Origin of the sequence: Klebsiella sp. FDAARGOS_511 (assembly GCF_003812845.1) — a bacterium.
GTDB classification, from domain to species: domain Bacteria; phylum Pseudomonadota; class Gammaproteobacteria; order Enterobacterales; family Enterobacteriaceae; genus Klebsiella; species Klebsiella grimontii.
The window spans coordinates 1,522,145-1,545,193 of the sequence record NZ_CP033824.1 but is presented as its reverse complement, the minus strand read 5'-3'; the positions used below and the strand labels follow the sequence as shown (position 1 = coordinate 1,545,193).

20 protein-coding genes are annotated in these 23,049 nt (G+C 54.8%); 15 read left to right on the top strand and 5 right to left on the bottom strand.

Going from position 1 to position 23,049, the window contains the following annotated elements:
* Window positions 1-7: 7 nt before the first annotated feature.
* Window positions 8-586: a lipoprotein gene (locus EGY08_RS08530; RefSeq protein WP_004129805.1), complete on the bottom strand. Its 579-nt coding sequence runs from the start codon at window positions 584-586 to the stop codon at window positions 8-10.
* A 303-nt stretch (window positions 587-889) separates the two neighbouring features.
* Between EGY08_RS08530 and bolA the strand changes: the two genes are divergently transcribed.
* The 9 genes from bolA to EGY08_RS08470 all read left to right on the top strand — a co-directional run bounded on the left by bolA (window position 890) and on the right by EGY08_RS08470 (window position 11,335).
* Window positions 890-1,207, top strand: coding sequence for a transcriptional regulator BolA (bolA, locus tag EGY08_RS08525; protein WP_004133447.1), 318 nt, complete (start codon window positions 890-892; stop codon window positions 1,205-1,207).
* Between the two features lie 347 nt (window positions 1,208-1,554).
* A complete protein-coding gene (tig, locus tag EGY08_RS08510) occupies window positions 1,555-2,853 on the top strand; it encodes a trigger factor (protein ID WP_004129807.1) in 1,299 nt (432 codons plus the stop codon).
* A gap of 315 nt (window positions 2,854-3,168) precedes the next feature.
* Complete coding sequence (gene clpP / locus EGY08_RS08505) at window positions 3,169-3,792, top strand: ATP-dependent Clp endopeptidase proteolytic subunit ClpP (RefSeq protein WP_003021624.1); 624 nt, start codon at window positions 3,169-3,171, stop codon at window positions 3,790-3,792.
* A gap of 132 nt (window positions 3,793-3,924) precedes the next feature.
* On the top strand, window positions 3,925-5,199 hold the full coding sequence (gene clpX / locus EGY08_RS08500; protein ID WP_004099538.1) for an ATP-dependent protease ATP-binding subunit ClpX: 1,275 nt from the start codon (window positions 3,925-3,927) through the stop codon (window positions 5,197-5,199).
* Window positions 5,200-5,382: 183 nt separating this feature from the next.
* Entirely contained in the window at window positions 5,383-7,737 is a 2,355-nt protein-coding gene (gene lon, locus EGY08_RS08495) for an endopeptidase La (protein ID WP_004099539.1), read from the top strand.
* Between the two features lie 208 nt (window positions 7,738-7,945).
* The gene (hupB, locus tag EGY08_RS08490) at window positions 7,946-8,218 is read left to right on the top strand and encodes a nucleoid-associated protein HU-beta (RefSeq protein WP_002444653.1); all 273 of its coding nucleotides are present in this window, start codon (window positions 7,946-7,948) and stop codon (window positions 8,216-8,218) included.
* Window positions 8,219-8,431: 213 nt separating this feature from the next.
* Complete coding sequence (gene ppiD / locus EGY08_RS08485; RefSeq protein WP_004129812.1) at window positions 8,432-10,306, top strand: peptidylprolyl isomerase; 1,875 nt, start codon at window positions 8,432-8,434, stop codon at window positions 10,304-10,306.
* Window positions 10,307-10,454: 148 nt separating this feature from the next.
* Entirely contained in the window at window positions 10,455-10,823 is a 369-nt protein-coding gene (locus EGY08_RS08475; RefSeq protein ID WP_004129816.1) for a helix-hairpin-helix domain-containing protein, read from the top strand.
* A gap of 110 nt (window positions 10,824-10,933) precedes the next feature.
* Window positions 10,934-11,335, top strand: coding sequence for a YbgC/FadM family acyl-CoA thioesterase (locus tag EGY08_RS08470; protein ID WP_123828403.1), 402 nt, complete (start codon window positions 10,934-10,936; stop codon window positions 11,333-11,335).
* 104 nt (window positions 11,336-11,439) lie between these two features.
* On the opposite strand, the gene queC is transcribed toward EGY08_RS08470, so the two are convergent.
* Together queC and EGY08_RS08460 are read right to left on the bottom strand one after the other, a co-directional pair.
* Window positions 11,440-12,135: a 7-cyano-7-deazaguanine synthase QueC gene (queC, locus tag EGY08_RS08465; protein ID WP_123828402.1), complete on the bottom strand. Its 696-nt coding sequence runs from the start codon at window positions 12,133-12,135 to the stop codon at window positions 11,440-11,442.
* A gap of 66 nt (window positions 12,136-12,201) precedes the next feature.
* Window positions 12,202-13,902 carry an SgrR family transcriptional regulator gene (locus tag EGY08_RS08460; RefSeq protein ID WP_004129822.1) on the bottom strand — a complete coding sequence of 567 codons (1,701 nt, stop codon included), beginning with the start codon at window positions 13,900-13,902 and terminating at the stop codon, window positions 12,202-12,204.
* Between the two features lie 126 nt (window positions 13,903-14,028).
* On the opposite strand from EGY08_RS08460, the gene cof reads away from it, so the two are divergent.
* Complete coding sequence (cof, locus tag EGY08_RS08455; protein ID WP_004129825.1) at window positions 14,029-14,847, top strand: HMP-PP phosphatase; 819 nt, start codon at window positions 14,029-14,031, stop codon at window positions 14,845-14,847.
* Window positions 14,848-14,893: 46 nt separating this feature from the next.
* Here cof and EGY08_RS08450 read toward each other — a convergent pair whose 3' ends face one another.
* Window positions 14,894-15,946, bottom strand: coding sequence for a PLP-dependent cysteine synthase family protein (locus EGY08_RS08450; protein WP_004129828.1), 1,053 nt, complete (start codon window positions 15,944-15,946; stop codon window positions 14,894-14,896).
* A 115-nt stretch (window positions 15,947-16,061) separates the two neighbouring features.
* On the opposite strand from EGY08_RS08450, the gene EGY08_RS08445 reads away from it, so the two are divergent.
* From EGY08_RS08445 to amtB, 5 genes are all read left to right on the top strand, one after another.
* On the top strand, window positions 16,062-16,520 hold the full coding sequence (locus EGY08_RS08445; protein ID WP_004129831.1) for an Lrp/AsnC family transcriptional regulator: 459 nt from the start codon (window positions 16,062-16,064) through the stop codon (window positions 16,518-16,520).
* A gap of 42 nt (window positions 16,521-16,562) precedes the next feature.
* Entirely contained in the window at window positions 16,563-18,335 is a 1,773-nt protein-coding gene (locus EGY08_RS08440) for a SmdA family multidrug ABC transporter permease/ATP-binding protein (RefSeq protein WP_049123374.1), read from the top strand.
* Window positions 18,328-20,106 (top strand): SmdB family multidrug efflux ABC transporter permease/ATP-binding protein, encoded by a 1,779-nt coding sequence (locus EGY08_RS08435; protein ID WP_004129837.1) that lies wholly within the window; start codon window positions 18,328-18,330, stop codon window positions 20,104-20,106. The genes EGY08_RS08440 and EGY08_RS08435 overlap by 8 nt, the downstream gene beginning before the upstream one ends.
* A gap of 243 nt (window positions 20,107-20,349) precedes the next feature.
* The gene (gene glnK / locus EGY08_RS08425) at window positions 20,350-20,688 is read left to right on the top strand and encodes a P-II family nitrogen regulator (RefSeq protein WP_004099573.1); all 339 of its coding nucleotides are present in this window, start codon (window positions 20,350-20,352) and stop codon (window positions 20,686-20,688) included.
* A 33-nt stretch (window positions 20,689-20,721) separates the two neighbouring features.
* Window positions 20,722-22,008, top strand: coding sequence for an ammonium transporter AmtB (gene amtB / locus EGY08_RS08420; RefSeq protein ID WP_004129846.1), 1,287 nt, complete (start codon window positions 20,722-20,724; stop codon window positions 22,006-22,008).
* 56 nt (window positions 22,009-22,064) lie between these two features.
* On the opposite strand, the gene tesB is transcribed toward amtB, so the two are convergent.
* Entirely contained in the window at window positions 22,065-22,928 is an 864-nt protein-coding gene (gene tesB / locus EGY08_RS08415) for an acyl-CoA thioesterase II (protein ID WP_004129849.1), read from the bottom strand.
* Window positions 22,929-23,049: the final 121 nt, after the last annotated feature.

The window sequence follows — 23,049 nt, the reverse complement described above, 5'->3', positions numbered from 1 at the left end:
ACTTAAATTAACGAGCGTTTTGCTTGATAAAATCGTGAATGCTGGTGTCCTGCGCCATATCGCTAATGGTATCGGTCATAACGCTATTAACCGCATCGGCGATATTCTTGTTCGAGGCCTGAAATGCGCCTTCAACAGAGTAGCTGGCACGATAGTTTTTGGTCATCTTGTTGCCGTTGGCGGCGGTGGCGATGATGGCGATATCGGCTTTGGTGGCGATGTTGTAACGCACGTTGCCCTGTGACACGTCGGCGTACAGTTTATTGACGATAATTTGCAGGTCAACGGCGCCGTTCGGACCAATCATATAGCCGCGGGAGGTCATCTGTTTCTCGAGGACTTCCTGCAATAAGAAACGCAGGTCGCGGGAGGCGGTCAGCGTAACCTGTTGGTTATCGCGAGTGACTTTCGCCAGCGCCTGATCCGGACGCTGATCGGCGCCGTTAATGCTGACGGTCACGCCCATCAGGCTGGGATCCTGCTGCGGCAGGGTAATTTTCGGTGATACATCAATAGTGGTCGGCGGAGTGGCGCATCCGGCCAGCATAAACAGCGCGACCAAAGGCAAAAGAATTTTCTTAAACATGTTCAGGGTCTCAACGCATGGGAGTAGTAATGAGGACAATTCCCGCCATCATAACATCGCCAACGGCAAGGGGAAGTGGCAACGCATGTAAATTCATCGTCTTGTGCGTTTTCTGTCCTTGCAGCATCGCATATCGCAATTCAGATGGGGCTTTCAGGATACCAGACCAGTAAAGCCGATACTTTTGCATGAAAATATCAGAGGAATGCCAATTTTTTGTTGTTTTCGCCCAATGGAAGCGGTAAAAGCGGCTAACATTTAAAGGGAATGGCGGCAATACAGCGTTGTCGGAGGAGAAAATTCATGATGATACGTGAACAGATCGAAGCAAAACTTAGGGCAGCGTTCGACCCGGTGTATCTTGAAGTCGTGGATGAAAGTTATCGCCACAACGTTCCTGCGGGCTCTGAAAGTCATTTTAAAGTGGTGTTGGTGAGCGATCGCTTCCTTGGCGAGCGTTTTCTTAATCGTCACCGTATGATTTACGGAACGTTGACTGAGGAACTATCAAGCACCGTGCACGCTCTGGCGTTGCATACCTACACAATCAAAGAGTGGGAAGGGCTACAGGATACCGTCTTTGCTTCTCCTCCTTGTCGCGGGGCTGGGAGTATCGCGTAGAAATCGCATTTGCAACCGCTGGAGCTTTTCCAGTATGTTGCGTGAAGATTTATGAGAAAACGGCCTGCGGGCCGTTTTGTTTTGCCTGGAAAATGTGCAGCTTGCGCTTTTTTACAGGCAAATTTGCTCGGGAAATGTGAAAAAAGCCGCAGCAGTGGGCGACAACCGTTCTCGACTCACAAAAGTGATGCCGCTATAATGCCGCGTCTTTTATTATGAATGTCTTCGGGATGATTCTGACGACAGGGAATGTGTTTCTGATTTGAAGAGGGCATCCCGGTTCTGCGAAGCAACCTGTTCGCGCTTCCAGAGTTGACCGAGCACTGTGATTTTTTTGAGGTAACAAGATGCAAGTTTCAGTTGAAACCACTCAGGGCCTTGGGCGCCGTGTAACGATTACTATCGCCGCTGACAGCATCGAGAATGCTGTCAAAAGCGAGCTGGTCAACGTAGCGAAAAAAGTTCGCATTGACGGCTTCCGTAAAGGCAAAGTGCCGATGAATGTTGTTGCTCAGCGTTATGGCGCATCTGTTCGCCAGGACGTGCTGGGTGACCTGATGAGCCGTAACTTCGTTGACGCGATCATCAAAGAAAAAATTAATCCGGCCGGCGCGCCGAACTATGTTCCGGGCGAATACAAGCTGGGTGAAGATTTCACCTACGCGGTCGAGTTCGAAGTTTATCCGGAAGTTGAACTGCAGGGTCTGGAAGCGATCGAAGTTGAAAAACCGGTTGTTGAAGTGACCGACGCTGACGTTGACACCATGCTGGATACTCTGCGTAAGCAGCAGGCTAACTGGAAAGACAAAGACGGCGCTGTTGATGCCGAAGATCGCGTTACCGTTGATTTCACCGGTTCCGTTGACGGCGAAGAGTTCGAAGGCGGCAAAGCTTCTGACTTCGTACTGGCGATGGGCCAGGGTCGTATGATCCCGGGCTTTGAAGATGGTATCAAAGGCCACAAAGCTGGCGAAGAGTTCACCATCGACGTGACCTTCCCGGAAGAATACCACGCTGAAAACCTGAAAGGTAAAGCGGCTAAGTTCGTTATCAACCTGAAGAAAGTTGAAGAACGTGAACTGCCAGAGCTGACTGAAGAGTTCATCAAGCGTTTCGGCGTTGAAGATGGTTCCGTAGCCGGTCTGCGCGCTGAAGTGCGTAAAAACATGGAGCGCGAGCTGAAAGGCGCTGTGCGTAACCGCGTTAAATCTCAGGCTATCGAAGGTCTGGTTAAAGCTAACGATATCGATGTTCCAGCTGCGCTGATTGACAGCGAAATCGACGTTCTGCGCCGCCAGGCTGCTCAGCGTTTCGGCGGTAACGAGCAACAGGCTCTGGAACTGCCGCGTGAGCTGTTCGAAGAGCAGGCTAAACGCCGCGTTGTTGTTGGCTTGCTGCTGGGCGAAGTGATTCGTACCAACGAGCTGAAAGCTGACGAAGATCGCGTGAAAGGCCTGATCGAAGAGATGGCTTCCGCTTACGAAGATCCGAAAGAAGTCGTTGAGTTCTACAGCAAAAACAAAGAGCTGATGGACAACATGCGCAACGTCGCTCTGGAAGAGCAGGCTGTTGAAGCCGTGCTGGCGAAAGCTAAAGTGTCTGAAAAAGCCACTTCCTTCAGCGAACTGATGAACCAGCAAGCGTAATTTCGCCGCAAGGTTTAAGGTTTGAGTAAAAACCCGTTGCCGAAAGGCCGCGGGTTTTTTTATTGCAATGATAGCCTTAGGATACGTGCGAAAAGGCGATTTCAGTGATAGCGTTACGACAAAAGATTGTTATGCTTGAATTAAGGCAACGTCATCCCCATAACCGGGAGACGTAACCGCAGCGGTATAACCATGCGCCGTAATGAAGCGTGCATCAATGCACTTCTGCCCGATGGCAGAAATTCTGGCTGATAATCCGTCCGTAAGGTTACAATCAGTGCAGCGGTTTTTTTCAAATTAATCCAGGAGACGGAAATGTCATACAGTGGCGAACGAGACAACTTTGCACCCCATATGGCCCTGGTGCCGATGGTCATTGAACAGACCTCACGCGGCGAACGTTCATTTGATATTTACTCCCGTCTGCTCAAGGAGCGCGTCATTTTTCTGACTGGCCAGGTAGAAGATCACATGGCTAACCTGATCGTGGCGCAGATGCTGTTTCTGGAAGCGGAAAACCCGGAAAAAGATATCTATCTGTACATTAACTCTCCGGGCGGCGTGATTACCGCCGGGATGTCGATTTACGACACTATGCAGTTCATCAAACCGGACGTCAGCACTATTTGTATGGGGCAGGCGGCTTCGATGGGCGCCTTCCTGCTGACCGCTGGGGCTAAAGGTAAGCGTTTCTGTCTGCCGAACTCCCGCGTGATGATTCACCAGCCGCTGGGCGGCTATCAGGGCCAGGCGACGGATATCGAAATCCACGCCCGCGAAATCCTGAAAGTGAAAGGCCGCATGAATGAACTAATGGCACATCATACGGGTCAATCCCTTGAGCAGATCGAGCGTGATACCGAGCGCGATCGTTTCCTGTCTGCCTCAGAAGCAGTGGAATACGGCCTCGTCGACTCCATTTTGACTCATCGTAATTGATGCCCCGGGCGCAAGGGGGCCGCTATACTTGTTTGTAAGAGGGCGGCACAACGCTTTCCAGCGGTTTGCGCCTGAGAATGGCATTTGCGTCGTCGTGTGCGGCACAAAGAACTTAATAAGAGGTTTGGACTCATGACAGATAAACGCAAAGATGGTTCGGGCAAACTGTTGTACTGCTCTTTTTGCGGCAAAAGCCAGCATGAAGTGCGTAAGCTAATCGCCGGGCCATCCGTGTATATCTGCGACGAATGCGTTGATTTATGTAACGACATCATTCGCGAAGAAATTAAAGAAGTCGCGCCGCATCGCGAGCGCAGTGCATTGCCGACTCCCCACGAGATTCGCCACCATCTGGACGATTACGTTATCGGCCAGGAGCCGGCGAAAAAAGTGCTGGCAGTGGCGGTATACAATCACTACAAACGTCTGCGCAATGGCGACACCAGCAACGGCGTTGAACTGGGTAAAAGCAACATTCTGCTGATCGGGCCAACCGGCTCCGGTAAAACGCTGCTGGCGGAAACGCTGGCGCGCCTGCTGGATGTGCCTTTCACCATGGCTGATGCCACCACCCTGACCGAAGCGGGTTACGTGGGTGAGGATGTGGAGAACATCATCCAGAAATTGTTGCAGAAGTGCGACTACGACGTGCAGAAAGCCCAGCGCGGTATCGTCTACATTGATGAGATTGACAAAATTTCCCGTAAATCGGATAACCCGTCGATCACCCGCGATGTTTCCGGCGAAGGCGTGCAGCAGGCGCTGCTGAAGCTTATTGAAGGTACCGTGGCCGCGGTTCCGCCGCAGGGCGGGCGTAAGCATCCGCAGCAGGAGTTCCTGCAGGTTGATACCTCTAAAATCCTGTTTATCTGCGGCGGCGCGTTTGCCGGTCTGGATAAGGTCATTTCCCACCGTGTCGAAACCGGCTCCGGCATTGGTTTCGGCGCGACGGTTAAGGCGAAGTCCGATAAAGCCAGCGAAGGTGAACTGCTGTCCCAGGTTGAGCCGGAAGATCTGATCAAGTTTGGTCTGATTCCTGAGTTCATTGGCCGTCTGCCTGTGGTGGCGACCCTGAGCGAGCTGAGCGAAGAAGCGCTGATTCAGATCCTCAAAGAGCCGAAAAACGCCCTTACTAAGCAGTATCAGGCGTTGTTCAGCCTTGAAGGCGCCGAGCTGGAGTTCCGCGACGAAGCGCTGGACGCTATCGCTAAGAAAGCGATGGCGCGTAAAACCGGTGCTCGCGGCCTGCGTTCTATCGTTGAAGCCGCGCTGCTCGATACCATGTACGATCTTCCGTCAATGGAAGACGTGGAAAAAGTGGTCATCGACGCTTCGGTTATCGATGGTCAGAGCAAGCCGCTGCTGATTTACGGCAAACCGGAAGCGCAGCAGGCGTCTGGTGAATAATTAACCAGTTTGCTCAAGCAGTTAACAAAAAGGGGGGATTTTATCTCCCCTTTTATTTTTCCTGCATTCCCGCCGTTGAATGTATGGAATACATCCCCATATACTGGTTTACATATTAACGGCGACGCGTCGTTGAATTGCGTCGTCGGCTACCTGGCGGACTTTAAACTAAGAGAGAGCTCTATGAATCCTGAGCGTTCTGAACGCATTGAAATCCCCGTATTGCCGTTGCGCGATGTGGTGGTTTATCCGCACATGGTCATACCCCTGTTTGTAGGGCGGGAAAAATCTATCCGTTGTCTCGAAGCAGCCATGGACCATGACAAAAAAATCATGCTGGTTGCGCAGAAAGAAGCCTCGACGGATGAGCCGGGTGTAAACGATCTTTTCACCGTCGGGACCGTGGCGTCTATTTTGCAAATGCTGAAGCTACCGGACGGGACTGTGAAAGTGCTGGTCGAAGGTTTACAGCGTGCGCGCATCTCTGCGCTGTCTGATAACGGCGAGCATTTTTCGGCGAAAGCGGAATATCTTGAATCGCCGGCGATTGACGAACGCGAGCAGGAAGTGCTGGTTCGTACCGCCATCAGCCAGTTTGAAGGCTACATCAAGCTGAACAAGAAAATCCCACCGGAAGTGCTGACGTCGCTCAATAGCATCGACGATCCGGCGCGTCTGGCGGATACCATCGCTGCGCATATGCCGCTGAAGCTGGCGGACAAACAGTCCGTGCTGGAGATGTCCGACGTGAACGAACGTCTGGAATATCTGATGGCGATGATGGAGTCGGAAATCGATCTGCTGCAGGTTGAAAAGCGTATTCGTAACCGCGTGAAAAAGCAGATGGAGAAATCTCAGCGCGAGTACTATCTGAATGAGCAAATGAAAGCCATTCAAAAAGAGCTCGGCGAGATGGATGACGCTCCGGACGAGAACGAAGCGCTGAAGCGTAAGATCGACGCGGCGAAAATGCCGAAAGAGGCAAAAGAGAAAACCGAAGCGGAACTGCAAAAACTGAAAATGATGTCCCCGATGTCGGCGGAAGCCACCGTCGTTCGCGGCTACATTGACTGGATGGTGCAGGTACCGTGGAACGCCCGCAGCAAGGTTAAAAAAGACCTGCGTCAGGCTCAGGAGATCCTCGATACCGATCACTACGGCCTTGAGCGCGTGAAGGATCGTATTCTTGAGTACCTCGCGGTGCAGAGCCGTGTTAACAAGCTTAAAGGGCCGATCCTGTGCCTGGTTGGGCCTCCGGGGGTAGGTAAAACCTCTCTCGGCCAATCTATCGCCAAAGCAACCGGACGCAAATATGTGCGTATGGCGCTGGGCGGCGTGCGCGATGAAGCGGAAATCCGCGGTCACCGCCGTACCTATATTGGCTCAATGCCGGGCAAACTGATCCAGAAAATGGCTAAAGTGGGCGTTAAAAACCCGCTGTTCTTGCTGGATGAGATCGACAAGATGTCTTCTGACATGCGCGGCGATCCGGCATCGGCGCTGCTCGAGGTGTTGGATCCGGAACAAAACGTGGCCTTTAACGACCACTATCTGGAAGTGGATTACGATCTCAGCGACGTGATGTTCGTTGCGACCTCTAACTCCATGAATATTCCGGCGCCGCTGCTGGATCGTATGGAAGTGATCCGCCTCTCCGGCTATACCGAAGATGAGAAGCTGAACATCGCCAAACGCCATCTGCTGTCAAAACAGATTGAGCGTAACGCGCTCAAGAAAGGCGAGCTGACGGTGGATGATAGCGCGATTATCGGCATCATTCGCTACTACACCCGTGAAGCGGGCGTGCGTGGTCTGGAGCGCGAAATCTCGAAACTGTGCCGCAAAGCAGTGAAACAGCTTCTGCTGGATAAGTCGCTGAAACACATCGAGATTAATGGCGACAACCTACACGATTTCCTTGGCGTGCAGCGCTATGACTATGGCCGTGCGGATAGCGAAAACCGCGTAGGTCAGGTGACCGGCCTGGCGTGGACGGAAGTGGGCGGCGATCTGCTGACCATTGAAACCGCCTGCGTTCCGGGTAAAGGCAAGCTGACCTACACTGGTTCACTGGGTGAAGTCATGCAGGAATCCATCCAGGCGGCGTTGACGGTGGTTCGTTCACGTGCGGATAAGCTGGGTATTAACTCAGACTTTTACGAAAAACGTGATATTCACGTTCACGTGCCGGAAGGCGCTACGCCGAAGGATGGTCCAAGCGCCGGTATCGCGATGTGCACCGCGCTGGTTTCCTGCCTGACGGGTAATCCGGTACGCGCTGACGTGGCGATGACCGGCGAGATTACCCTCCGTGGCCAGGTATTGCCGATTGGTGGTCTGAAGGAAAAACTGTTGGCCGCGCATCGTGGCGGCATTAAGACTGTTCTGATTCCTGATGAAAATAAACGCGACCTTGAAGAAATTCCGGATAACGTTATCGCTGATTTAGATATCCATCCGGTAAAACGAATCGAGGAAGTTCTGGCACTTGCGCTGCAGAACGAACCGTTTGGAATGGAAGTCGTCACGGCAAAATAGTGATTTCGCGCAAATAGCGCTAAGAAAAATAGGGCTGGTAAGTAAATTCGTACTTGCCAGCCTTTTTTTGTGTAGCTAACTTAGATCGCTGGCAGGGGGGTCAATTACAACTCTGTTGTAAGGGCATGACAGTCCTGATATAACTGCTGCGCGGTCGCACCACGAAGGATTCTGGTGCGATATAAATTATAAAGAGAGGAAGAGAACAGTGAATAAATCTCAACTGATTGACAAAATTGCTGCCGGTGCGGACATTTCTAAAGCCGCAGCTGGACGTGCGTTAGATGCTTTAATCGCTTCTGTTACTGAATCTCTGCAGGCTGGAGATGACGTTGCGCTGGTAGGGTTTGGTACTTTTGCTGTTAAAGAGCGCGCTGCCCGTACTGGTCGCAATCCGCAAACAGGCAAAGAAATCACCATTGCTGCTGCTAAAGTACCGGGTTTCCGCGCAGGTAAAGCGCTGAAAGACGCGGTAAACTGATCGACTTCCCCACTGGGGTCTGTGACGAAGTACAAGGGCGCATCGCAAGATGTGCCTTTTTTATTTGCCAGAATGCGACTTAATGTGAGTTTATACGCACTTGTGGGCTGACAATCACCCCGTTTTCTTGTCAAAATACGTCCTCACGCGCGGCGGCCATCACATGCTATGCTGCGCGAGCTAAAGTCATCTACAGCGGAGCGTTGTTACACCATGATGGACAACCTACGCACGGCCGCCAACAGCGTCGTGCTCAAGATTATTTTCGGTATCATTATCGTCTCGTTCATTTTGACCGGGGTGAGTGGTTACCTGATTGGCGGTGGCAACAACTATGCCGCAAAAGTTAATGACCAGGAGATTGGTCGCACACAGTTTGAGAATGCCGTTGCCAGCGAGCGTAATCGCATGCAGCAGCAGCTTGGCGACCAGTTCTCAGAGCTGGCGGCTAATGAAAATTACATGAAGACCATGCGTCAGCAGGTGCTGAACCGTCTGATTGACGAGGCGCTGCTCGATCAGTATGCCCGTGAGCTTGGTCTCAGCATCAGCGATGACCAGGTTAAGCAGGCGATCTTCCAGACCCAGGCTTTCCAGGCGGATGGCAAATTTGATAACGAGCGCTTCAGTCGTATCGTTAATCAGATGGGGATGACGACGGATCAGTACGCGCAGGCGCTTCGTAATCAGCTGACGACTCAGCAATTGATCAACGCCGTAGCCGGTACCGACTTTATGCTGCAGGGCGAATCCGACCAGCTGGCGGCGCTGGTTTCTCAACAGCGCGTCGTCCGTGAAGCAACTATCGACGTGAACGCGCTGGCGGCGAAGCAAACCGCTACCGACGATGAAATCAACGCCTTCTACCAGCAGAACCAGGCGCGTTTTATGGCCCCGGAGCAGTTCCGCGTAAGTTATATCAAGATGGACGCTGCGAGCATGCAGGAAAACGCCTCTGACGAAGAAATTCAGTCATGGTACGACCAGCATCAGGATCAGTTCACTCAGCCGCAGCGTAACCGCTACAGCATCATTCAGACCAAAACCGAAGCGGATGCCCAGGCTGTGCTCGATGAGCTGAAGAAAGGAGCAGACTTCGCCGCTCTGGCAAAAGAGAAATCAACCGACATCATCTCTGCCCGCAACGGCGGCGACATGGGATGGATGGACGATGCCGCAACCGTGCCGGAGCTGAAAGAAGCCGGTCTGAAAGAAAAAGGCCAGCTTTCTGGCGTGATTAAATCCTCCGTGGGTTTCCTCGTTGCCCGTCTGGACGACGTTCAGGCTGCGCAGGTTAAACCGCTGGCTGAGGTTCGCGATGATATCGCGGCGAAAGTGAAGCAGGAAAAAGCGCTGGATGCGTACTACGCGCTGCAGCAGAAAGTGAGCGACGCGGCGAGCAACGATAATGAGTCGCTGGCGGGCGCCGCCCAGGTTGCCGGTCTGAAAGTGGTTGAAACAGGTTGGTTTGGCCGTGACAGCCTGCCGCAAGAGCTGAACTTCAAGCCGGTCTCTGAAGCTATCTTCAACGGCGGCCTGGTTGGCGACAACGGCACGCCGGGCAGCAACTCCGATATCATCACCGTTGACGGCGATCGCGCGTTTGTTCTGCGCATCAGCGAGCACAAAGCGGAGGCGGTTAAGCCGCTGGCGGATGTGAAAGCGCAGGTAAGCGATATTGTTAAGCGCAACAAAGCGGAACAGCAGGCAAAGCTGGATGCTGATAAGCTGCTGACGGCCCTGAAAGAGGGTAAAGGCGATGAAGCGATGAAAGCCGCAGGCCTGAGCTTTGGCGCGCCGCAGACGCTGTCACGCACCGGTCAGGAAGCGCTGAGCCAGTCAGTCTTTGCGTTACCGTTGCCGCAGTCGGGTAAGCCAAGCTACGGCGTGGGCTCCGATCTGCAGGGCAACGTAGTGCTGCTGGCGCTGGAGGAAGTGAAAGCGGGTACGATGCCGGAAGAGCAGAAAAAAGCGATGATTCAGGGGATCACCCAGAATAACGCCCAGATCGCCTTCGAAGCGCTGATGAGCAACCTGCGTAAAGCGGCTAAAATTAAGGTCGGCGATATCATCGACCAGCAACAATAATTTCGCGCTGCTTCGCAAAAGCAAGTAACGTGATGTAATCCTCAAAGGCCGCTTTCGCGGCCTTTTCCATTTCTGCATTTTGCCTTTTGTACTCTTTTTCCCTCATCGCTATCGTGCTCTTGCTGTCAACAAACAAGGAGATAACAGCATGAAACGAGGAATGAAAACGCTTATTGCCGCAGTACTGGTTTGTGCGGCGGCGGGGAGTCAGATAGCGCAGGCGGCGCCCTCTGCGGGTAAAGCGTCGTCGACGGTAAAGGAGAGCGTGCAGTCGCCGCAGGCAAAAGCGCCGGATGGGTTAAACGCGGCCGACAGTGAGGGCACCAGGGTGAGTATTAATCACGCCAGTGCGGAGGAGTTGGCTAAGGCGTTGAATGGCGTCGGTCTGAAGAAAGCGCAGGCTATCGTGAGCTATCGCGAAGAGTACGGGCCGTTTAAAACCGTTGACGACCTTAAGCAGGTCCCCGGTATGGGCAACTCGCTGGTAGAGAGAAATCTGTCACATCTGAAGCTGTAAATTTTCAGCGGAAGTTTGCACAGTTGTTATTATTTGCCAGAATGAAGAGGTTACACCAGTGGTGTGACCTCTGACCTCAAAACAACAATTAGAGATAAGGCATTCGCGCTATGCAGACTCAAATCAAAGTTCGCGGCTATCACTTGGATGTATATCAGCACGTCAACAATGCGCGTTATCTGGAGTTTCTCGAAGAGGCGCGTTGGGATGGCCTGGAAAGCAGCCCGGCCTTCCACTGGATGACCGCGCGCAACATCGCTTTTGTGGTGGTGAATATCAATATCAACTATCGCCGACCAGCGGTACTGGGCGATGTGTTAACCGTCACCAGCAAGCTCGAAAAGCTCAATGGAAAAAGCGGGACGTTAAGCCAGGTGGTTACCCTCAATCCTAACGGCGAAGTGGTCGCCGATGCGCTTATCACCTTTGTCTGTATCGATCTTAAAACCCAGAAAGCGCTGCCGCTGGAGGGCGAACTGCGGGAGAAGCTGGAGCAGCTTGAGCCGCGCTAACTGGCCAGCCGGAGGGAGATGTCCCGGAGGCGGTGCTGCGCACCTGCCCGGGCTAATCGCCTTCGGCCGCCAGCGGGGCTATTGCGCCGCCGGGAAGTAACCGCTTACTGGAGCCCGGTTTTTTGCTTCATCACCGTCATCACGCCAACCTTATCGCCAAGATAGTGGCTCAGGCCGTTGGCGCGTAGATTACAGGCGGCGCACTGCCCGCAGCCGTCGCCTTTAATGCCGTTATAGCAGGTCAGGGTTTTATGGCGCACTAGCTCTAACTGGCCCCAGTAATCGGCTAAGGCCCAGGTCTCGGCTTTGTTAAGCCACATCAGCGGCGTCTCGAAGCGAATATCTTTCGCCATTCCGAGGCTGACGGCATGGTGCAGCGCTTTCACAAACTCGTCTCGGCAGTCCGGATAGCCCGAAAAATCGGTCTCACAAACGCCGGTGATAATAGCTTCTGCCTTAACCTGATACGCGTAAATCGCCGTCAGGGTTAAAAACAGAATGTTGCGACCGGGGACAAAAGTATTGGGGATGCCGCTGGCGTCCGGCTCGTAATCCGGAATCGGAATGCTATCGCGGGTCAGGCTGCTGACCGCCAGTTCGTTAAGCAGCGTGACATCAAGGACCTTATGGGCGACGGCCCCCAGTTTTAGCGCCAGTTCGCGAGCAACGTCAATCTCCGCGCGGTGGCGTTGGCCATAATCAAAAGTGACGCAATGCACTTCATCATACTGTTGCAGAGCCTGCACCAGGCAGGTCGTCGAATCTTGTCCTCCGCTGAAGACAACTACGGCGCGTTTCATGATAATTCCTGACAATCGAAGTGAGGCACATATGGTAGCGCCTGATGAGCGCGACCACCAGCTCTGTCACGGCGCTGAGGCCGGTAGCCAGGCGCTGGCGAAGTCAAACCAGCCTCGCGCGTTGAGTCGTAGCCCATTAACCCCCGGCGGTGCGCTGATCCGATAATTATAATTGAACAGTGGGGTCATGATGGCATCATCCATCAATCTGTCAAAGACGTTGCGCAAAGCTTCGCTGCGGCTGCGCTCGTCCGGTAGGGCCTGAACGGCATCCAGCGTCGCCTGAAGATGTGCATATTGTGCCCCGGTCAACAAATTAGGCCACAGCGCGTCGCAGCGTAGCCACTGCTCCAGAGCATAGACCGGCGCTTCGCCGATCAGGCGGTCGCCCATCATCAGGTCTGCTTTCGCAAACTGCTCGCAGCCATCCCAGTTTTTTGCATCATGAAAAATAATCGTCAGCTCGCAGCCCAGCTCTGCCAGTCGTTGCCGAAGCTGCTCCGCCATGGCGTGTAGCTCTACGGGAAGATGATAGAGCAGGGTAAGCCGTTCAGGCAGAGGGGTATCATGATTTTCAGGCCCCTGCGGAATAGACCAGCCCGGCAATACTTCATTGCTGGGCGCGATCAGATCCTCATCCAACGGTAGGGTTTCTAACAGAGTGGAGCGATGAATCAGCGAGACCAGCCTTTGCGCCTGCGCTTTGTTAAGGCGAGGGCTTTGGCGCAGCGTTAGATAGCAAAAACCGAGGCTAATACTGTTGCTGACCTGACGTAGTCTGGTCAGCTCGTCAGGATCGCCAATGGTTATCTGTACCGGATGACGACAGCTGGTGCCCAGATCCTGCTCGAACAGCTGCGGCGTGATCCAGAATTCCACGGCCTGCAGCAGCGGGTGAGTGAGATGATAGCGCTGATGGTTTTCCAGCCGCACCAGGTCCGGAGTAAATAATTTCAGGCGAAATGGTCCGCTGCCGATCGCCGAATTGTCCGGATGCGCCAGCACGCTGCAGTAGCTGGCAAGGCGGAACGGCAGCCAGTAATCGGCGCGATGCAGGGTGATAGTCAGACACTGGGAGTGGGGGATGTTAATCTCGCTAATACTGGCGAATAGCTTACGCAGTGAGGGTAGCTGCAGTAGCATCAAAAGCCGCTGCTGTAGCTGAGAGGTTTTAATCGGATCGCCGTTATGCCAGAACAAGGTTGAACGAATATAAAAATGCCAGCGCAGACCGTCAGGCGATACTTCCCAGTGATGGGCTAAATCGCCTATCGGACAGGTACTGCGCGCATCAAATCGGGTCAGGCCGGAAAATATCTCCCCGGCCAGGTGCTGTTCCGCCCTTCCCGGCATAAAACCCGGGCGTAGCGGCTCCAGTGGGCGGTAATAAGGAATACGCAGGGTTGGCGTATCGTTCTGCCATTGGCCGCCGAGAAAGGGGGAAAGCAGCGCTTTAAGCTCCACCGGCGCAAGCTGGGCCAGCTCGAGGGCATTTTGCTGCTGCCCTTTATTCAACGCCTGTTCCATCATTTCGTTGCGCAGCGTTTCCGGCGCTTTATAAAACTGAAGCAACCCGCGCTTTCCACGACCGGAGCTGGCCTGCCAGCTTAGCCAGCCGGATTCTTGCGCCTGGCGCAGCAGGGTACGGATATGGCGTTCGCTGCAAAAGCAGCGTCCCGCCAGCTCGCCGACGGTAACCTGCTGCGGCTCGCCCGAGGAGGGTTCCCAGAGCCGCTGGTACTGATGGAGACGGTTTAATAGCCTCATATCTGTTTAATCCTGCGCTATATTCGTAAACCCGGAACAATAAAATTCATCTATTCACTATTACTTCCGTATATCTCAGGCGATACTGCAACACAAGCAAAATCCACCACCATTGGGGAGCAGGAGATGGCAAGACTGGCTGCATTTGATATGGACGGTACGCTACTGATGCCGGACCATCGTCTGGGAGAAAAAACGCTGTCGACGCTAAAACGTCTGCGCGAGCGCGATATCACCCTGACTTTCGCCACCGGCCGTCATGCCCTGGAGATGCGCCACGTTATTGGCGAGTTTTCTCTGGATGCGTTTTTAATTACCGGCAACGGGACGCGCATTCACTCTCTGGAGGGCGAAGAGCTGTATCGCCGCGATCTGGCCCCCGATGTGGCGGAAGAGGTGCTGCACAGCGCCTGGGAAACCTCGGCCAGTATGCATTTCTTCAACGACGGCGGCTGGTACACCGGGCAGGAGATTCCCGAAATTTTGAAAGCGCACGTTTTTAGCGGTTTTCGTTACCAGCTGTACGATCCAAAACGGATGCCGGCGCATCAGGTTACGAAAATCTGCTTCTGCGGCGATCATGACGATCTGCGGCGGCTGCGGATCCAGCTGAATGAAGCGCTCGGCGGCCGGGCGGATCTCTGTTTTTCAGCGATGGATTGTCTTGAAGTTTTGCCCGGCGGCTGTAACAAAGGAGCGGCTCTGGCGGTACTAAGCCAGCATCTTGGCCTGACGTTGCAGGATTGCATGGCGTTCGGTGACGCCATGAACGATCGGGAAATGCTCGGCAGCGTTGGCCGGGGGGTGATTATGGGCAATGCGATGCATCAGCTGAAAAATGAACTTCCGCATCTACCGGTTATTGGCGACTGCCGTCATCAGGCTGTTTCCCACTTTTTGACTCATTGGCTGGATAATCCTGATCTTCCTTATTCCCCCGAATAAAGAGACCCTGCCAGCAAGCCAGATATCCTGTGATATCTGGCTTTTTTTATTTTGCTCGCAGCATGTCGGCGATCTGTGCCTGCCACGGGGAAATATCGCCAATATTGGCCGTCACCCACTGCGGATTGTAGTAGCTCTCCAGATAACGTTCGCCGCTGTCGCACAGCAGCGTAACGAGGGAGCCGCTGCGCCCCTCCTGGCGCATCCGTACGGCCAGCTGCAGCACGCCCCACATATTGGTGCCGGTTGATGCGCCGACTTTACGCCCGAGCAGCGTTTCCAGCCATAGGGCAGTGGCGACGCTGGCGGCATCCGGTACCCGCAGCATCTCATCGACCACATCGGGAATAAATGAAGGTTCGACGCGTGGGCGGCCAATACCCTCAATTTTGCTACCGACCGGGCTGCGCAGGCTGGCGTCGCGGCTTTGCCAGTAGTCCAAAAACACTGAGTTTTGTGGGTCAACCACCATCAGCTGCGTATCGTAACCCTGACTACGAATGTAGCGGCCAATGGTTGCTGAGGTACCGCCGGTGCCCGCGCTCATCACGATATACGACGGCTGCGGGTGCGGCTCATGGCTCATCTGACGGAAGATACTGTCGGCGATATTATTATTTCCCCGCCAGTCGGTCGCCCGTTCGGCAAAGGTAAACTGATCCATATAATGCCCGTTCAGCTCTCGAGCCAGAGTCTCGGAGGCGGCATAGATTTCGCAGGCGCTATCGACAAAATGACAGCGGCCGCCGTAGAACTCAATTTGTTCAATTTTACGTTTTGCCGTACAGGAAGGCATCACGGCGATAAACGGCAGGCCTAACAGACGGGCGAAGTAGGCTTCAGAGACGGCGGTCGAACCCGAAGAGGATTCAATAATCGTCGTCCCTTCTTTAATCCAGCCGTTGCACAGACCATAGAGGAACAGCGAGCGGGCCAGACGATGCTTCAGGCTACCGGTTGGATGGGTGCTTTCATCTTTCAGATAGAGCTGGATCCCAGGGAACTCCGGGAGCGCCAGACGAATCAGGTGCGTATCGGCGGAACGCTGATAATCGGCATTAATTTCACTAATCGCGTGTTTTATCCAGGCGCTGTTCATCTCGGTTTCCTGTTTGTCATTTTGTGCCCAGCTTAGCGGAATTCGAAGGAAAAATTGTTGCCATTTAGCCTTTGAATTACAATTAATGGAGTAAATTTTTCTCCTGAGGTGAGTAATGTTAGATAAAATTGACCGTAAGCTGCTTTCTTTACTGCAAACCGACTGTACCCTCTCTTTGCAGGCGCTGGCTGATGCCGTTAATCTGACCACCACACCATGCTGGAAGCGCCTGAAGCGTCTGGAAGACGAAGGTATCCTGCGCGGGCGAGTCGCTCTGCTGGATGCGGAAAAGGTCGGGCTTGGGCTGACGGCGTTTGTGCTGATTAAGACTCAGCACCACAGTAGCGACTGGTATTGCCGCTTCGTCAGCGAGGTCACCCAGATGGCGGAGGTTCTCGGTTTCTGGCGTATGGCGGGGGAGTATGACTACCTGCTGCGGGTCCAGGTTGCGGATATGAAAAGCTATGATGATTTTTATAAACGCCTGGTAAACAGCGTACCGGGGCTCTCGGATGTCACTTCGAGTTTTGCCATGGAACAGATAAAATACACGACAGCCTTGCCGATTGATTAACGGCATCAGCCGCTACGAATTACACACTCAGGATTTAACTGCTTGCGATTATTTGCTCAACTTAGCTGGTATTTCCGCCGGGAGTGGCGCCGTTACCTTGGCGCTATTGCTCTGCTGATCGTGATTGCCATCCTGCAACTGGTGCCGCCAAAGGTGGTGGGCATCGTGGTTGATGGCGTCACAAAACAACATTACACCGCGGAAAAGGTGTGGATGTGGATTGGCCTGCTGGTCGTTATTGCGGTGATGGTATATCTGCTGCGCTACGTCTGGCGGGTGCTGCTTTTCGGCGCTTCTTATCAGCTGGCCGTCGAACTGCGTGAGGATTTCTATCGCCAGCTCAGCCGCCAGCATCCGGCCTTTTACCTGCGCCATCGTACCGGCGATCTGATCGCGCGGGCGACCAACGACGTGGATCGGGTGGTATTCGCCGCTGGCGAAGGAGTGTTAACGCTGGTGGACTCCCTGGTGATGGGCTGCGCGGTGCTGATCGTGATGTCGACGCAAATCAGCTGGCAGTTAACCCTGCTGGCGCTGCTGCCGATGCCGCTGATGGCGCTGGCGATCAAACGTAACGGCGATGCATTACACGAGCGTTTTCGCGTCGCTCAGGCGGCGTTCTCCAGCCTTAACGACCGCACCCAGGAGAGCCTCACCAGCATCCGCATGATCAAAGCCTTTGGTCTCGAAGATCGACAGTCGGCGCTGTTTGCCGCCGATGCCGCGGATACCGGCGCCAAAAATATGCGCGTGGCGCGCATCGACGCGCGCTTCGACCCGACGATTTATATCGCCATCGGTACTGCTAACCTGCTGGCCATCGGCGGCGGCAGCTGGATGGTGATCCAGGGCAGCCTGACCCTTGGACAGCTCACCAGCTTTGTGATGTACCTTGGCCTGATGATTTGGCCGATGCTGGCGCTGGCGTGGATGTTTAACATCGTTGAGCGCGGTAGCGCGGCCTATGCGCGCATTCGCACCATGCTGGAAGAGGCGCCGGCGGTGAACGACGGCAGCGAGCCGACGCCGGAAGGCCGCGGTACGCTCAGCGTCGCCGTGCGCGAGTTTATCTACCCACAGGCGAATAAGAGCTCGCTGGAAAAGGTCAACTTTACGCTACAGCCCGGGCAGATGCTGGGGATTTGCGGGCCGACCGGCTCCGGCAAGAGCACTATTCTGGCGCTGATTCAGCGCCACTTTGACGTGACTGAAGGCGATATCCGCTTCCACGACGTTCCCCTGACCCAGCTACAGCTCGATAGCTGGCGCGCCCGCCTGGCGGTGGTTAATCAGACACCGTTCCTGTTCTCCGATACCGTCGCCAGCAACATCGCCCTTGGTAAACCGGACGCCACGCAGGAGCAAATCGAGCACGTTGCGCGGCTTGCCAGCGTGCATGAGGATATCCTGCGCCTGCCGCAGGGATATAACACCGAAGTCGGCGAGCGTGGCGTGATGCTTTCCGGCGGGCAAAAGCAGCGAATTTCCATCGCCCGCGCGCTGCTGCTGGAGGCGGAGATTCTGATCCTTGATGATGCCCTGTCGGCGGTGGATGGCAGAACAGAGCACGAGATTTTGCATAACCTGCGGCAGTGGGGAGAAGGGCGGACGGTGATCATTAGCGCCCATCGCCTGTCGGCGTTGACCGAGGCCAGCGAAATTCTGGTAATGCAGCACGGGCATATTGCCCAGCGCGGTCGCCATGAGGCGCTGGCGGCGCAGCCGGGCTGGTATCGGGACATGTACCGTTATCAGCAGCTGGAAGCGGCGCTGGATGATGTCCCGCTGGAAGATGAGGAGATCACCGGTGCGTAGTTTCACTGAACTCTGGCCGACCTTAAAGCGCCTGCTGGCCTACGGCTCCCCGTGGCGTAAACCGTTGATGATTGCCGTTGCCATCATGTGGGTTGCGGCGGTGGCGGAAGTCAGCGGTCCGCTGCTGATCAGCTATTTCATCGACAATATGGTGGCGAAGAACTCGCTGCCGTTGAAGCTGGTTTGTGGTCTCGCCGTAGCCTATATCGGCCTGCAACTCCTTGCCGCTGGCCTGCATTACTGCCAGGCGTTGCTGTTTAATCGTGCGGCGGTCGGCGTGGTGCAGCAGCTGCGCAGCGACGTCATGGATGCCGCGCTGCGCCAGCCGCTCAGCGAGTTTGATACGCAGCCGGTCGGGCAGCTCATCTCACGGGTGACCAACGATACCGAAGTCATTCGTGATCTGTACGTGACCGTGGTGGCCACCGTACTGCGGAGCGCCGCCTTGATTGGCGCGATGCTGGTGGCGATGTTCAGCCTTGACTGGCGGATGGCGCTGGTGGCTATCGCTATTTTCCCGGCGGTGCTGATCGTGATGATGATTTATCAGCGCTACAGCACGCCAATCGTCAGACGGGTCCGCGCCTGGCTGGCGGATATCAACGATGGTTTTAATGAAGTGATTAACGGCATGGGCGTTATCCAGCAGTTCCGCCAGCAGGCGCGTTTTGGCGAACGGATGCGCGAGGCCAGTTATGCGCACTATCTGGCGCGTATGCAAACTCTGCGTCTTGATGGCTTCCTGCTGCGTCCGCTGCTAAGCCTGTTCTCTTCATTAATTCTCTGCGGCCTGCTGATGCTGTTTGGTTTCAGCAGTAGCGGAACGATCGAAGTCGGGGTGCTCTACGCCTTTATTAGCTATCTTGGACGACTGAACGAGCCGCTGATCGAGCTGACCACCCAGCAGTCAATGCTGCAGCAGGCGGTCGTCGCGGGCGAGCGCGTCTTCGAGCTGATGGATAAACCGCGTCAGGCGTGGGGTGAAGATAGCGAGCCGCTGCGCAGCGGAGCAATTAGCATCGATCATCTCTCTTTTGCCTACCGCGACGATAGCCTGGTGTTGCAGGATATTAATCTCGATATCCCGTCCCGCAGCTTTGTAGCGCTGGTTGGCCATACCGGGAGCGGTAAAAGCACCCTGGCCAGCCTGATGATGGGCTACTACCCGTTAACTCAGGGAGAGATTCGCATCGACGGTCGGCCGCTTTCTTCCTTGAGCCACAGCGCGCTGCGTCAGGGGATTGCGATGGTGCAGCAGGATCCGGTGGTGCTGGCTGATACCTTCTATGCCAACGTTACCCTCGGTCGCGACATTAGCGAAGAGCAGGTCTGGGAGGCGCTGGAAGCGGTCCAGCTGGCAGATCTGGCCCGTGAAATGGAAAAGGGGATTTATACGCTGCTGGGCGAGCAGGGGAATAATCTCTCCGTTGGTCAGAAACAGCTGCTGGCGCTGGCGCGGGTGCTGGTTGATACGCCGCAGGTGCTGATTCTTGATGAGGCGACGGCCAATATTGATTCCGGTACCGAGCAGGCGATTCAGCAAGCTCTGGCGCGAGTGCGTGAGCACACGACGCTGGTGGTGATTGCGCACCGCTTATCGACCATCGTCGAGGCCGATACGATCCTGGTGCTGCACCGCGGTCAGGCCGTAGAGCGCGGAAACCATCAGCAGCTGCTGGCGGCCAAAGGCCGCTACTGGCAGATGTATCAGCTGCAGCTGGTTGGCGAAGAGCTGGCGGCCAGCTCGCAGGAAGAGTCGCTGATCGCCTGATGCACCATAATCAGGCAGTCGCGATAGCGCGGCCTGAGGTGGTGCAAAAACGTCACACATTGTGCACTGAAATGGTGCAACTTTAGCCGAAAGAGCCAATTTGCCGCTTCGTTTCCAGCGAATTCTTCACCTTCTCCCTCAAAAAGGGCCGCCTGGCGGTCCTTTTTCATTTCTGGCATAGCCCTTGCTTTAGTAGATACGTGTTAGCTGCGGCCATTACCGAATTCTGACTGGAGGGGACTTATGAAGCTGGTTACGGTGGTAATCAAACCATTCAAACTGGAAGACGTGCGTGAAGCATTGTCTTCAATGGGTATTCAGGGCCTGACGGTCACTGAAGTTAAAGGGTTCGGCCGTCAGAAAGGCCACGCGGAGCTCTATCGCGGCGCCGAATACAGCGTCAATTTTCTACCGAAAGTGAAGATTGATGTCGCGATTGCCGACGATCAGTTGGACGAAGTCGTCGATGTCATCAGTAAAGCGGCGTATACCGGAAAGATTGGCGACGGCAAAATCTTTGTCGCCGAGCTGCAGCGCGTGATTCGCATCCGTACCGGCGAATCTGACGAAGCGGCACTGTAACTTTCAGACCACACAGTGATGGGGAACGAAACAATGAAGATAGCAACAATGAAAACAGGTCTGGGAGCGTTGGCTCTTCTTCCGGGGCTGGCGATGGCCGCACCGGCGGTAGCGGATAAAGCCGACAATGCTTTTATGATGATTTGCACCGCGCTGGTGCTGTTTATGTCGATTCCGGGCATCGCGCTGTTCTACGGCGGGCTGATCCGCGGTAAAAACGTTCTCTCCATGCTGACTCAGGTGATCGTGACTTTTGCGCTGGTCTGCGTGCTGTGGGTGGTTTATGGCTACACGCTGGCCTTCGGCGCTGGCGGCAGCTTCTTCGGCAACTTCGACTGGGTACTGTTGAAAAACATTGAACTGAAAGCGCTGATGGGAAGCTTCTATCAGTATATCCACGTTGCCTTCCAGGGCTCCTTCGCCTGTATTACCGTTGGTCTGATCGTCGGTGCGCTGGCGGAACGTATTCGCTTCTCGGCGGTACTGATTTTCGTCGTGGTATGGATGACGCTCTCTTATGTGCCGATTGCGCACATGGTATGGGGCGGCGGTCTGTTGGCCACGCACGGCGCGCTTGATTTCGCCGGCGGTACGGTGGTTCACATCAACGCCGCGGTAGCGGGTCTGGTGGGTGCCTATATGATGGGCAAACGCGTTGGTTTTGGTAAAGAAGCGTTCAAACCGCATAACCTGCCGATGGTATTCACCGGCACCGCGATCCTCTACGTTGGCTGGTTCGGCTTTAACGCCGGTTCTGCAAGCGCGGCGAACGAAATTGCCGGTCTGGCGTTCGTAAATACCGTGGTGGCAACGGCGGCAGCAATCCTGGCGTGGACCTTCGGCGAGTGGGCAACCCGCGGTAAACCGTCTCTGCTTGGCGCCTGTTCAGGTGCGATTGCCGGGCTGGTCGGCATCACTCCGGCGTGCGGCTACATCGGCGTCGGCGGCTCTCTGATTGTCGGTATCGCTGCGGGCCTGGCGGGTCTGTGGGGCGTCACCGTACTGAAACGCTGGCTGCGCGTTGATGACCCGTGCGATGTGTTTGGCGTACACGGCGTCTGCGGTATCGTAGGCTGCATCCTGACCGGTATCTTCGCCGCGACTTCTCTGGGCGGTGTCGGTTACGCGGAAGGCGTCACCATGGGCCATCAGGTTCTGGTACAGCTGGAAAGTATCGGTATTACCATTGTCTGGTCCGGCGTTGTCGCTTTCATTGGTTACAAAGTTGCCGATATGACCGTTGGTCTGCGCGTACCGGAAGATCAAGAGCGTGAAGGGCTGGACGTAAACAGCCACGGCGAAAACGCCTACAACGCCTGATAAATTGCGTTATCTCCTGAAGCTGCAGAGCCTCCCCAAGGGGAGGCTCTGTTTTTTTATGTATTGCGATTACGCATGACGCCTTCCTGCACTGTGGAAGCTACCAGCGTGCCGTCCTGCGTATAGAATTCGCCGCGCACAAAACCGCGCGCGCTGGAGGCGGAGGTGCTCTCAACGCTGTAAAGCAGCCAGTCGTTGATATTGAACGGACGGTGGAACCACATTGAGTGATCGATGGTGGCGACCTGCATGCCGGGCTCCAGAAAACCGACGCCATGCGGCTGCAGGGCGACGGGCAGGAAGTTAAAATCCGAAGCGTAGCCTAACAGATACTGATGGATGCGGAGATCTTCCGGAACGGCGCCGTTGGCGCGGATCCAAACCTGACGCGTCGGTTCTGCAACGTGGCCTTTCAGGGGGTTATGAAATTCGACCGGGCGAATCTCCAGCGGTTTATCGCAGAGAAATTTCTCTTTAACCTGCGGCGGCAACAGATGGGCCAGTTTGCGGGCGATATCCGTTTCGGAGGGGAGGGCGTCCGGAGCGGGCGCCGCGGGCATGGTTTTTTGATGTTCATAGCCGGGTTCTGGCGCCTGGAAAGAGGCGGTCATATAGAAAATCGGCTTCCCGTTTTGAACCGCCGCCACCCTGCGGGCGCTGAAGCTATTGCCGTCGCGCAGGACTTCAACATCATAGATGATGGGTTTCTGGCTGTCGCCGGGACGCAGGAAGTAGCTGTGAAACGAGTGAATCAGGCGTTCTGCGGGGACCGTCTCTTTTGCTGCGTATAGCGCCTGGCCAACCACTTGACCGCCAAAGACCTGACGCAATCCCAGATCCTCGCTCTGACCGCGAAACAATCCCTCTTCAATTTTTTCCAGATTTAACAATGCCAGCAGATTGGTTAATGCCTGACTCATAGTGACCCTCAATCAATGATGACTGCTTTGCGCAGCGCGTTATTGAGGCAAAGTATAACCTGGAATCGCAAGTGGTCCGATGGGTGCAATAATCTGAATATGGGCTCTTTTCCAGGAAGAG